This window comes from Reyranella sp. CPCC 100927, from assembly GCF_007859315.1.
Taxonomy (GTDB): domain Bacteria; phylum Pseudomonadota; class Alphaproteobacteria; order Reyranellales; family Reyranellaceae; genus Vineibacter.
Genome location: NZ_VOHA01000011.1, coordinates 1 through 12,800 on the forward strand (window position 1 = coordinate 1; position 12,800 = coordinate 12,800).

9 protein-coding genes are annotated in these 12,800 nt (G+C 67.8%); 7 read left to right on the top strand and 2 right to left on the bottom strand.

Features of this window, described 5'->3' with window-relative positions; all coding sequences use genetic code 11:
* The 3 genes from FQU96_RS25350 to FQU96_RS25360 form a co-directional block, all read left to right on the top strand.
* Positions 1 to 200: autotransporter domain-containing protein (locus FQU96_RS25350; RefSeq protein ID WP_146544155.1), on the top strand; the 200-nt coding region annotated here is incomplete at its 5' end.
* Positions 201 to 462: 262 nt separating this feature from the next.
* The gene (locus FQU96_RS43060) at positions 463 to 5,658 is read left to right on the top strand and encodes an autotransporter domain-containing protein (RefSeq protein ID WP_146544156.1); all 5,196 of its coding nucleotides are present in this window, start codon (positions 463 to 465) and stop codon (positions 5,656 to 5,658) included.
* Positions 5,659 to 5,876: 218 nt separating this feature from the next.
* A complete protein-coding gene (locus tag FQU96_RS25360; protein ID WP_146544157.1) occupies positions 5,877 to 6,353 on the top strand; it encodes a hypothetical protein in 477 nt (158 codons plus the stop codon).
* A gap of 12 nt (positions 6,354 to 6,365) precedes the next feature.
* Here FQU96_RS25360 and FQU96_RS25365 read toward each other — a convergent pair whose 3' ends face one another.
* A complete protein-coding gene (locus FQU96_RS25365; RefSeq protein WP_178130698.1) occupies positions 6,366 to 7,523 on the bottom strand; it encodes an MFS transporter in 1,158 nt (385 codons plus the stop codon).
* A 279-nt stretch (positions 7,524 to 7,802) separates the two neighbouring features.
* Here FQU96_RS25365 and FQU96_RS25370 point away from each other — a divergent pair, with 279 nt between their 5' ends.
* From FQU96_RS25370 to FQU96_RS25380, 3 genes are read left to right on the top strand one after another with little or no spacing between them, the layout of a single operon-like run.
* Positions 7,803 to 9,152, top strand: a complete 1,350-nt coding sequence (locus tag FQU96_RS25370; protein ID WP_146544159.1) for an extracellular solute-binding protein — start codon at positions 7,803 to 7,805, stop codon at positions 9,150 to 9,152.
* A gap of 10 nt (positions 9,153 to 9,162) precedes the next feature.
* The gene (locus FQU96_RS25375) at positions 9,163 to 10,071 is read left to right on the top strand and encodes a carbohydrate ABC transporter permease (RefSeq protein ID WP_146544160.1); all 909 of its coding nucleotides are present in this window, start codon (positions 9,163 to 9,165) and stop codon (positions 10,069 to 10,071) included.
* Positions 10,068 to 10,958 carry a carbohydrate ABC transporter permease gene (locus FQU96_RS25380; protein ID WP_146544161.1) on the top strand — a complete coding sequence of 297 codons (891 nt, stop codon included), beginning with the start codon at positions 10,068 to 10,070 and terminating at the stop codon, positions 10,956 to 10,958. Before FQU96_RS25375 ends, FQU96_RS25380 begins: the two co-directional genes overlap by 4 nt.
* 64 nt (positions 10,959 to 11,022) lie before the next feature.
* Here FQU96_RS25380 and FQU96_RS25385 read toward each other — a convergent pair whose 3' ends face one another.
* A complete protein-coding gene (locus FQU96_RS25385; protein ID WP_146544162.1) occupies positions 11,023 to 12,189 on the bottom strand; it encodes an iron-containing alcohol dehydrogenase in 1,167 nt (388 codons plus the stop codon).
* A 169-nt stretch (positions 12,190 to 12,358) separates the two neighbouring features.
* Here FQU96_RS25385 and FQU96_RS25390 point away from each other — a divergent pair, with 169 nt between their 5' ends.
* Complete coding sequence (locus tag FQU96_RS25390) at positions 12,359 to 12,769, top strand: cupin domain-containing protein (RefSeq protein WP_146544163.1); 411 nt, start codon at positions 12,359 to 12,361, stop codon at positions 12,767 to 12,769.
* Positions 12,770 to 12,800 lie beyond the last annotated feature (31 nt).

The window sequence follows — 12,800 nt, forward strand, 5'->3', positions numbered from 1 at the left end:
CCGCCGCCCGCATGGCCTTCGCCGGCGGTACTTCCTTCGGCGTCCAGGGCGTGCCCATCGCCCGCAACGCCGTCGTCGTCGAGGCCGGCTTCGATCTCAAGGTCGGGTCGTCCTTTACCGTCGGTGCCGGCTATTCGGGCGTCCTCGCCTCGGGCGCCCGCGACCACGCCTTCAAGGGCAATCTCTCCTACAAGTTCTGAGCCCTGGGAGCGCGGGCGTCTCGCCCGCTCATGTCAGGCGAAGCAAAGCTTTCGCCTTGATGCGGGCGGGACGCCCGCGCTCCCAGGACATCTCGTCCTTGGTCCCTCACCCTCCCTCTCCCGCTCGCGGGAGAGGGGTGAACGCGAAGAAGATTCACTCTGATTCCGGTTCAATCTCCGGGGGACCACGCCACGCAGCCGATCCTTAGATGTGTAAACTTATGACGACGAAAATTTTGCACAGTCATATGAGTGTCGCACTATGGCGTCGTCACATCCCATTCATACGACCCATCAGCGTCGTTTCGAGCATCGCCTCTTCAAATGGGCGCTGCTGAGCACGCTCACGCTGCCCGTTCCGGCCGCCGCCCAACTCATCAACTGGACCAATCCGGGTGAAGGGTTTTGGCAGGACCCTGCGAACTGGAGCTCCGGAGCGGTACCGACATCATTTAATTCCATCCGGATGACCAACGGCGGCAGCGCGATCATCGACGCGATCGCGGCGGTCGCCAACAATCTGGACGTGCGCAGTGCCGGCACGAGCATGATCACCATTCGCAACGGCGGCACATTGACCTCGGGGGACTCCGTCATCGGAGCCACCGGGGGCAGCGGCGCCGTCGTCGTGGACGGCGCCGGCTCGCGGTGGACGATTGGTAGTAATCTTACAATCGCCAGCGGCGCGTCGACGGGAACGGTGACCGTGACCGGGCCAGGGTCGCAGGTCACGGCGCGTGAAGCGGACGTCAGCCGGGGCACTGGCAACGGCGCGATCAATGTCCTCGACGGCGGCGCGGCAACGTTCACCGTGCAGTTCCTCGTCGGCTACGACGCGGGCGCCGTCGGCAGCGCGACGGTCAGCGGCACGGGATCGAGCCTCGTGGTGGGACAGGTTTTCAGGCTCGGCAACGGCACCGGCGCCACCGGCAGGCTGACCGTGGCCGACGGCGGCACCGTGACGGTCAACGCCGGCGCCGGCTCTATCGTCTTCGGCGCCGGTACGGCAAGGGGCTTCATCAACATCGGCGCCGCGCCGGGCGATGCGGCGGTCGCGCCCGGCACGCTCAACATCGCGGGCATCGCTGGCGGCGGCCCTGGCAGCGAGATCAACTTCAATCACACCAGCGCCGCCTACATCTTCGCGCCGCAGATCAACGGTGGCGCTGCCGTGCGCGTCTTCAGCGGCACGACCACACTGACGGCGGCCAACAACACCTATACCGGTGGCACGGTCCTGAACGGCGGCACGCTTGGTGTGGCCGCCGATACCGCCCTGGGCGATGCCGCCGGCGGTCTCTCGTTCGACGGCGGCACGTTGCGCGTCATCGGCACCGGCTTCACGTCGACCCCGCGCACGATCACCTGGGGCGCCGGCGGCGGCGGCTTCGACATCGCCGATCCGGCCAACAGTTTCACGGTGAGCCAGGTGCTGTCGGGCACCGGCGGCCTGGTCAAGCAGGGCGCCGGCACCCTGGTGCTGACCGGCCTCAACACCTACAGCGGCGGCACCACCATCAATGCCGGCACCTTGCAGCTGGGCAACGGCGGCCCCACGGGCTCGATCACCGGCAATGTGATCAACAATGGCGTGCTCGCCATCAACCGGAACGCCGGGTTGACCCTGAACGGCGTGATCTCCGGCAGCGGGTCGTTGTTCCTGACCGACGGCAGCGACGCGATCCTCACCGCCGACAACACCTATACCGGCGGCACCACCATCAGCAATGGTGTTGACCTGCAGCTGGGCGGCGGCGGCGCGACGGGCTCGATCATCGGCAATGTGATCAACAATGGCACACTCGCCGTCAGCCGGACCGGCACGCTGGTCCTGGACGGCGTGATCTCCGGCACCGGGTCGTTGTTCCTGGGCGGCGCCGGCGGCACCACGATCCTCACGGCCGCCAACACCTACAGCGGCGGCACCCTCATCTTCAGCGGCGACACCCTGCAACTGGGCAACGGCGGCGCGACGGGTTCGATCACCGGCGCCATCGAGATCCGGGGCACGCTCGCGATCAACCGCTCGGATGTCTACATCGTCGACAACGTGATCGTCCGCAACGGCGCGCTGCGCCAGATCGGCACCGGCACCACGGTGCTGACCGGCGACAACAGCGCCTTCAATGGCACTGCCTTCGTCGCCAGCGGCACGTTGCGGGTCGACAGCAAGCTGGGGACCGGGCCGGTCAGCGTGCAATCAGGCGGTACATTAGGCGGCATCGGCACCATCGGCGGTGCCGTCACGGTGGCCGACGGCGGCACGCTGCTGGGCACCCAGGGCCAGACCCTGACCATGGGATCGCTGACGCTCAGTGGCGCCTCGAACATCAACGTCACGCTGGGCGCACCCGGCACCACCGGCCTGTTCAACGTCACCGGCAACCTCACGCTGGACGGCAGGCTCAACATCACCGACGCCGGCGGCTTCGGCCCCGGCGTCTATCGCCTCATCGACTACAGCGGCGCGCTCACCGACAACGGCCTTGCCATCGGCAGCGTGCCCGGTGGCGTCAATGCCGCCGACCTGCTGGTCCAGACCTCGGCCAACCAGGTCAACCTCGTCAACCGCGCCGGGGTCAGCCTGAACTTCTGGGACGGCGATGCGCCGGCCAACCCGAACAACAACACCGTCGACGGCGGCAACGGCACCTGGACCGCCACCAACGGCAACTGGACCATTCCATCAGGCGCCAGCAACGGCCCGATGCAGCCGCAGCCCGGCTTCGCCATCTTCCAGGGCGCCCCCGGCACCGTCACCGTCGACAACAAAGCCGGCGCGGTCGCCGTCACCGGCATGCAGTTCGCGGTCAACGGCTATCGCGTGCAGGGCGGCGCCATCACCCTGGCCGATCCGCAGAGCATCATCCGCGTCGGCGACGGCAGCGCCGCCGGCGCCGAGATGGCCGCCACCATCGCCGCACCCCTGGCCGGCAGCGGCGGCCTGGTGAAGTCGGATCTCGGCACCCTGGTGCTGACCGGTGCCAACACCTACACCGGCGCCACCACCATCAGCGCCGGCACGCTGCGCATCGGCGCCGGCGGTTCCATCGCCGCCAGCAGTGCCGTGACGCTCAGCGCAGCGGGCGCCACGCTCGACATCGCCGCTGCCGGCAATTCGTTCGTGCGCAACCTTGCCGGCGTCGCCGGCACCAGCGTCGTGCTGGGCGGCAACCTCATCATCACGTCCACCACCGACACCACCTTCGCCGGAAGATTCTCCGGCGGCGACGTCCTGTTCAAGGACGGCGCCGCCACACTGACGCTCACCGGCGCCAACACCCACACCGGCGTCACCAACATCTCCGGCGGCACCCTGGCGCTGGGACCTGGCGGCTCCGTCGCCATGAGCGCCGGGGTGGTCATTCTCTCAGGGGCCACGTTCGATATCACCGCCGCCGGCGATCAGACCGTGCGGGCGCTCGCCGGCAGTGCCGGCGCCACCGTGGCGCTGGGTGCCAACACGCTCACCGTGAACACCGCCAATTCGATTTTCAGCGGTGTGATCACCGGCAGCGGCGGCCTGGTCAAGACAGGGACCGGCGCACAGGCACTGGACGGCACCAACACCTACACCGGCGCCACCACCATCACCGGCGGCACCTTGCTGCTGGCCACCACGGACGCGATCGCGACCAGCCGTTCGGTCACGCTCAGCGCATCCGGCGCCACACTCGCGCTGGGCAGCGACACGACGGTGCAGAACCTGGGCGGCGTCGCCGGCGCGTTCGTGACCCTGGGCGCCAGCACGCTGACGGTGACATCGAGCAAGGACACCATTTTCGCCGGCGCCATCAGCGGCACCGGCGGCCTGGTGAAAGCCGGCGCCGGCACGCTCGAACTGACCGGCACCAGCACCTACAGCGGCGCCACGACGCTGACCGCCGGCCGCCTGACGGTGAACGGTTCGATCGCCAGCTCCGTCGTCAGCGTCACCGCCGGCACGCTGGCCGGCACCGGCACCGTCGGCGGCATCGTCGCGACCGGCGGCACGGTCAGCCCCGGCAATTCCATCGGCACCCTCAACGTCGTTGGCAACATCAGCTTCGCACCCGGGTCGACCTACGAGGTCGAGATCGAGCCCGCAGGCACCAGCGACCGCCTGCATGCCACCGGCACCGCGACGCTGACCGGCGGTACCGTCTCCGTCATCAAGGCCGCGGGCAGCTACACCGCCGGCACCCGATACACCATCGTCACCGCCGACGCCGGCGTCACCGGCACCTTCTCGGGTTTCACCCAGAACCTGCCCTTCATCAACCTCGCGCTGGCCTACGATCCCACCAACGTCTATCTCGACGTCACCCGCAACACCGTCGCCTTCTGCGACGTCGCCGCCACGCGCAACCAGTGCGCCACCGGTCGTGGCGCCGAGAGTCTCGGCGCCGGCAACACGCTCTACGACATCATCGCCAGCCTGCCCGACACCGCCTCGGCGCGGCAGGCGTTCGACGCGCTCTCCGGTGAGATCCATGCCTCGACCCGGAGCGCGCTGATCGAGGACAGCCACTATCTGCGCGATGCCGTCGTCGCCCGCACGCGGCTGTCCGGCACGTCCTCGACCGGCGCCGCGCCGCAGTTCGCGGCCCTGGCGCAGGCCACCGACCAGAGCCAGCGCCCGCAGGACGGCACCGCCATCACCGCCTGGTTCCAGGGCTTCGGCGCCATCGCCCGCACCTCAGGCGACGGCAACGCCGCCACCGCCAAGCGCACGACAGGCGGCTTCTTCGTCGGCGCCGATACCAAGATCGCCGAGACATGGACCGTCGGGCTCGCCGCCGGATACAGCCGCTCGACGCTCGATGTCGACGGCCGCTCCTCGCGCGCCACCATCGATTCCTATCACCTCGCCCTCTACGGCGGTGCACAGTTCGGGCCGATCGGTCTGCGGCTCGGTGCGTCTCATACCTGGCACTCCATCGACAGCAGCCGCAGCATCGCCTTCCCGGGCTTCGCCGATGCCGCACGTGCCGATTACAAGGCGCGCACGACCCAACTCTTCGGCGATGTCGGCCACGCACTCGCCCTCGGCGACGTCGCGGTGGAGCCGTTCGCCAACCTCGCGTGGGTCCATCTCAGCACCAACCGCTTCGGCGAGCGCGGCGGCATCGCGGCGCTGCGCGCCCGCGGCGGCAGCGACAGCAACCTGTTCTCGACACTCGGCATTCGCGCTGCGGCTCAGGTATGGAACGACCAGAACAAGACGCTCACCTTGCGCGGCACCTTGGGCTGGCGCCATGCCTTCGGTGACGTCACACCGGCGGCGCGGCTGGCGTTCGCCGGTGGAGCCTCGTTCGGTGTCGAGGGCGTGCCCATCGCGCGCAACGCCGTCGTCGTCGAGGCCGGTTTCGATCTCAAGGTCGGCTCCTCCTTCACCGTCGGCGCCGGATACGCCGGCGTCCTCGCGTCGGGCGCCCGCGACCATGCCTTCAAGGGCAACCTCACCTACAAGTTCTGATCCCCGGGAGCGCCGGCGTCTCGCCCGCATCTTCGTAGCACCAAGACGTGAGCGGGCGGGACGCACGCGCTCCCAGGGATTCGCCCGCTGCGCGGGAGAGGGCGTTTCTTGTGCAAAAAGATTGGGGGCGCCGGAATATGCCCTGCGTGTGCGTGTTCGCTGGACTGGTGGTGGTAACCAACGAAGTACCAACGTACTCGCGCAGGGGGAGCAACGACATGGTCAAGCGCTACGACATCCCGCCGACTCTCGATCACCAGCGCATGTGGAAGTTCTACGACATCAGCGACCCCGTCGGGATACCGCTGGCGCCCAAGGACACCCGGAACCCGCCCAATCACCGGCTCGACGTCCTGCTGGTCCAGTACATGCTGAACAAGCATTACGACGGTGCGTCCCTCAAACCCGCGGGCACGCTGCACGCCGACGGCATCTTCGGTCCCATGACCCACTACTGGATGATGTTCTTCTACGTCGAACAGGATTCGAAGAGCGAACTGGGCCAACTTCCCGAGCGCGGCAATTTCGTGCCGTTCATGCGCAACACGTACAAGATATTCACCGACCGGGCGCAGAGCCTGATCGGCGTGCTGAACAACAGGACGTATCGCAAGGTCCCCAGTCTCTTTGCGGAAGTTCCGAGGCCCGATCCGCACATGCCCGCCGACCTCAAGCACGCGCTCTTCAAACCCTGAGGGCTGCGGCCGCTAGAAGCGGGCGTAGATCAGCACCAGCGTCACGATACCCAGCACCAGGGCCAGGACCGGCAGGCTGGGCACGCCCAGCGTGGCCAGCGCGATGCCGCCCAGAGCGCCGCCGCAGCCGATGCCGAGATAGATCGCCGATGAGTTCAGCGCCAGGGTCATCTGGCCGGCGGCCTTGGAGAGGTCGAGCAGCTTGTGCTGGATCGGCACCAGGTACATGTAACTGACGGCGCCCCACGCGAAGCTGGCGGCGATCGCGGCCAGCGGCACCTGGCGCAGCAGGTAGATGGCGGCCAGCAGCAGCGTCTGCGCCGCGAGCGCCAGCAAGAGCACGCGCCGGGGGCCCAGGCGGTCAGTGACGATGCCGACGACGATGTTGCCGATGATGGCGCCGATGCCGAAGGCCAGCAGGATCGCGGGCAACACAGCGGAGCCGAGAAAGTCGACGTCCGCGAAGACGACGGTGACGTAGCTGTAGAACACATACTCCGACAGCACCGCGAGGAAGGTGATCGACACGGTGGTCAGCACCCGGCGATCACCCACCGGCGCCAACCGCGCCCACAATGTCGTCGGACCATCCGGCGGCAGCGCCGGCAGCAGCGCGGCCAGCATCACGAACTTCACCGCCCCCATCGCGGCGATGATCAGGAAAAGCAGGCGCCAGTCGATGACCTGGCCCAGCCACGTGCCGAACGGCACGCCCAGCGCCGTGGCCACCGTCATGCCGCCGAACACGATCGACAGCGCCGTGCCGCGCCGCGCCGGTGCCGACACGCTGGTGGCAATGGTGAACGCCAGCGGCATGAACATGCCGGCGCCCAGCGCCGCCACGACGCGGCCGACCATCATCGCGACATAGGTGTCGGCAAAGCCGCACAGGACGTTGCCGGCGATGAACGCGCTGGACGCCATCAGGATGGCGCTGCGGCGGTCATAGGCGCTGAACAGCCAGCCGCATAGCGGCGCGAACAGCGCGTAGCAGAACGAGAACACGGTGACGAGCTGGCCGGCCTGCGCGCTCGACACGCCGTAGGTGGCGGCGATCTTGTCCAGCACGCCGATCACCATGTAGCCGTCGGTGCCGATGGCGAACGCGCCCAGCGCCAGGACGGCCAAGGTCACCGGCTGGCGCAGCGCCGGCTGCTCGATCGCACTCAACGTCAACTCCCCTCGCTCTATCCGAGTACCAGCGATCGTTCGACTGCGAGTCGCCCTTTGTCGTCCCGAGCGCAGCGAGGGATCTTTTGATGCACTACGCGCCATCTTCAAAAGATCCCTCGCTGCGCTCGGGATGACAGTTTCGGTCTGTAACCCATGTCGGCAACCCTGCATAGCGCACCTGCCCGGCGCCGATGGATCGTGGCCACACAACAGGTGACGCCTGCGGTGGCAATGATCTACGCTTCCATCCAATAAAGCCTGGGAGAAACGCCTGATATGAGCCACCGTACCCTGTCCCGCCGCCGTGCCCTCAAGGGTGCCGCCGCCATCGGCGGCCTGGCCGCGCCGATGCTGAACACCGTCACGACGTTCGCGCAGAGCGGCGCCTTCAACTGGCAGCGCTTCAAGGGCCAGTCGATCGAAGTGGTGATGGAGACCGGTCCGCGCGCCGACCTGGTCAAGCGGCACGCCAAGGAGTTCGAGCAGCTCACCGGCATCTCGATGGGGCTGGAGATCATCCCCGAGCAGCAGGCGCGCCAGAAGACGACGATCGAGCTGAACTCCGGCAAGCCCGCCTTCGACCTGTTCAACATCGCCTATCACGTCCAGAAGCGGCAGGTCGAGAAGGCCAAGTGGCTGTTTGACGTGACGCCATGGACGCGCGATCCGCAGATGACGCCGGCGGCCTACGAATTCGCCGACATCTCCAAGCCCGGCCTGGACTACGCGACGCAGAGCGACGGCAAGATCACCAGCCTGCCGATGTTCGTCGACTATTTCATGCTGTACTGGAACAAGGAGCTGTTCGCGAAAAAGAACCTGGCACCGCCCAAGACGCTGGACGAGATGTTCGACGCCGCGGTCAAGCTCAACGACCCCGACAACGGCATCGCGGGCTATGTCGGGCGCGGCCTGCGCAATGCCAACGTGGTGCTCTACACGCAGTACCTGTCGGGCTGGGGCCAGCAGACGACGACCAAGGACAACCCGCCGCAACTGCTGACCGACACGGCCGATGCCATCGCCGCCGCCGAGTACTACAAGAAGCTGCTGACCACGGCGGCGCCCAAGGGCGTGACCGGCTTCAACTGGAACGAATGCCAGGGCCTGTTCATGCAGGGCCGCGCCGCGATGTGGCTTGACGGCATCGGCTTCGCGCCGCCGGCCGAGGACAAGACCAAGAGCCGCGTCGTGGGCAAGGTCGGCTACGCACTGCCGCCGGCCGGCCCCAAAGCGCATCACTCCGTGTTCTTCGGCGGCGGCGCCGCCATCCCCGCCGCCAGCAGCAAGAAGGAGGCGGCCTACATGGTGGCGCTGTGGATGACCGGCCGCCAGATGACCAGCCGCATGCTGCAGACTGGCGGCGGCGTGCCGTTCCGCTCGGCGCCGCTGAAGGACAACGAGGTGCTGTCGCAGCTCACGATCCCGCGCGAGTGGGCGGAGACGGCAGCGGGCTGCGCGCCGATCTCGATGCCGGGCCTGCCGGTGATCGTGCCGGTGACGCAGTTCCGCGACACCATCGGCACGGCGCTCACCAACCTGCTGGGCGGCGCCGATGCGGCCACCGAGATGAAGCGCGCCACCGCCGAGTTCAAACCCATCCTCGAGAAGAGCGAGCAGGGCTGACCGGCAACCCATGGCCGGTGTCGACATTTCGGCGGGCACCGCGACGCGGCGATCGGACGATCGCCGCCTGCGCCCTTATCTCGCCTTCATCTGGCCGGCGCTGGTGGTGTGCACGGCGCTGATCATCTTCCCGTGGCTGTTCACGATCTGGATGAGCCTGAACGACTGGCATATCGGCAGCGCCCGCACGTTCATCGGCCTGGAGAACTACATCAAGCTCGCCAGCGACCGCCGCTTCCTGGAGTCGATCGGCCACACCTTCTACTTCACCGTGCTGGCGGTGTTCCTGCCGCTGGTGCTGGGCACGGTCTCGGCCCTGGTGTTCCACAAGAAGTTCCGCGGCCGCGGCTTCTTCCGCACGCTGTTCATCATGCCGATGATGGCAACGCCGGTGGCGGTGTCGCTGGTGTGGACCATGATGTTCCATCCGCAGCTGGGCGTGCTGAACTACCTGCTGAGCCTGGTCGGCCTGCCGCCCTCCCAATGGGTGTTCGCCACCAGCACCGTGATCCCGAGCCTGGTGCTGGTCGAGATCTGGCTGTGGACGCCGTTCGTGATGATCATCGTGCTGGGCGGACTGGCGTCGCTGCCGACCGAGCCCTACGAGGCGGCGCTGATCGACGGCGCCACGCAGTGGCAGATGTTCTGGAACATCACCTATCCGCTGGTGCTGCCGTTCCTCGTCGTGGCCATGATCATCCGCACCATCGATGCGCTGAAGGCATTCGAGACCATCTGGGTGATCTGCAACGGCGGACCGGGCACGGCATCGGAAACGCTCAACGTCTATCTCTACGCGCAGGCGTTCGCCTACAACCAGGTCGGCACGGCATCGGCGGTCGTGGTGGTGTTCTTCGCCATCATCGTGGCGCTGTCGCTGGTGCTGCTGTGGGCGCGGCAGAAGGCCAAGTGGGCATGACAGCAACGACCGACAGCGACGCGCCCCTGCTGGCGCCGGCCCGCGCCGCGGTGCGGTCGCGCACGCGCCGCAGGCTGCGCCGCGCGCTCGACAAGATCGGCCTGGCGCTGGCGGTGACGGTGCTGCTGGCGCCCTGCCTGTTCGTGTTCTTCTGGATGCTGTCGCTGTCGCTGAAATACGACATCGACAATACGGCATGGCCGCCGGTGTTCATCCCGACCCAGCCGACGCTCGACAATTTCGTGCACGTCTTCAACGAAAGCCCGATGCTGCTCTATTTCTGGAACAGCATCCAGGTCACCGGCTCGGCCACCCTGGTGGCGCTGCTGCTGGGCGTGCCGGCGGGCTACGGCATCGCCAAGGCACGCGCCCATGGCCTGGCCGCCATGCTGCTGCTGAGCCGCATGACGCCAGGGCTGTCCTACCTGATCCCGCTGTTCACCCTGTTCCAGATCACCGGCCTGATCGGCACCGTGTGGCCGATCGCGCTCACCCACATGGTGATCACCCTGCCGATCGTGGTGTGGATCATGATCGGCTTCTTCGAGACCCTGCCGCAGGAACTCGAGGAAGCCGCCCGCATCGACGGCGCCTCGCTGTGGCAGGCATTCCGCTACATCGCCCTGCCGCTGGCGCGGCCGGGCATCGTCGTGGGCGCCATCCTGTCGTTCATCTATTCGTGGAACAACTTCATCTTCGGCGCCGTGTTCGCCGGCCGCACCACGCGCACCATGCCGGTCGCCGTCTACAACATGCTGACCTTCGAGAGCTTCGCCTGGGGCCCGCTGGCGGCCGCCGCCATCGTGGTGATGCTGCCGGTGATCCTGCTCACCATCATCATCCAACGCGAGATCGTGCAGGGCCTGGCGGCCGGCGGGGTGAAGTAGTCCCCGGGAGCGCGGGCGTCCCGCCGCTCAGATGCGGGCGGGACGCCCACGCTCCCAGGGGCCATCAAGCCGCCATCTGCAGGATGGCCTTCACGTCGGCGGGGCCGTCGATCTTGCGCGGGTTGGTGTAGGTCCAGCGGTCGTGCATGGTGTTCTCGGCCAGCAGGTCGAACTGGTCGGCGCCGACGCCGACCGCCTGCAGCGAGCGCGGCAGGCCGAGACCCGCGATCAGTTCGTGCAGCGCGTCGCCCGCATCGGCGCCGGGGCGGCCCAATGCCGCGCTGATGATGGCCTGGCGTTCGGCGTTCACCGGCTTGTTCCACTTCATCACGAAGGGCAGCATCACGCACGACGTGTAGCCGTGCGGCACGCCCGCGGTGCCGCCCAGGATGTGGCCGATGGCGTGGCTGGCGCCCTTGTCGACGCCGGCCTGCGAGCCCACCACCGACAGCCACATGCCCTGCAGGCAATCGAGCCGCGCCGCGAGGTCGCCCTCGTTCGCCTTCACGGCGCGCAGGCCGCGGCTCAGCAGCTTGAGCGCATGGATGTCGGCGGCCTCGGCATAGGCGTTGCAGCGCGGCGAGCAGATGTCCTCGGCGGCGTGGTCGACGGCGCGGATGCCCGACGACAGGAACAGCCACAGCGGCGTGTGCACGGTCACGGCCGGGTCGAGCACCACCGTGCGCGGCACATGCAGCGCGTGGAAGTACGACTCCTTCTTCTTCGTGGCCGTGTCGGTGCAGCCGGCGCCGGGATTGAATTCGCCGGCCGACAGCGTGGTGGGCACCGCGACCTGGCGCACGACCGGGGCTTTCAACGGCTTGCGCGTCGGCGGCGTGGCGTTGGTGATGCGCCTGTAGTCGTCGAGCTGCGCGGCAGCGGTGACATCGTTGGCGAGGCAGAGCTGCACCAGCTTGCCGGCATCGGTCACCGAACCACCGCCGATCGTGACGATCAGGTCGGCCTTGGCGTCGCGCGCGGCGTTGGCGGCCTCGACGCAGTCGGTGCGCGGCGTGTGGGCGGCGATGCGATCCCAGGTCGTGGCGTGGCGGTTGCCCAGCCCGGTCACGAGGCGCGACACGACATCGGTGGTGCGATTGAGCGTGCCGCTGGCGATGACGAAGATCCGGGTCGCGCCCAGGCGGGTCGCTTCCTCGGCCACGACATCGGCGCATGCCCGGCCGAAGATGACCTGGTCCATGTCGGGATAGCGATAGACACCGGCCTGCATCGAGATCTCCGTCAATCGGGGGGCCGGCACAGTGCGGTGCGGGCGGCGACGGCGCAACATTTTGGGTTGCCGGCTCACTGTGCGCATAGGTGTCAGGTCGCGCGTGCATTGCCAGAAAGGCTGCCGCGGCCCCATACTGGCGCCTTCGAGATTCGAGAGGGAGCGCACCATGGACACCGTCATCTTGGACAAGCCGAAGAAACAGGCCCATGCGTCCAAGGCCAAGCCCCGGTACGTGCCGGGCCGCCGCGAGTTCTTCAAATACCGTGAGCTGGGCGTCACCGAGGCCAGCAACGGCAGCATGCGCGCGCAGGTGACGTCGGCCACGCAGGGCATGTCGCGGCCGACTGGCTGGCACTACCACGTGTGCGAATCGCAGCTGGTCTACATGCTGAGCGGCTGGGTCGACCTCGAGTTCGAGGACGGCGAGACCATCCGCGTCGAGGCCGGCGACTCACTCTACATCCCCGGCGGCCTGCGCCACAACGAGATCAAGACCTCGGACACGTTCGAGCTGCTGGAAGTCTCGGTGCCGGCCGACATGGGCACCGTCGCCTGCGATCCGCCGGCGGGACGTTAATTCCCTTCCCCGCTTGCGGGGAAGGTGGCCG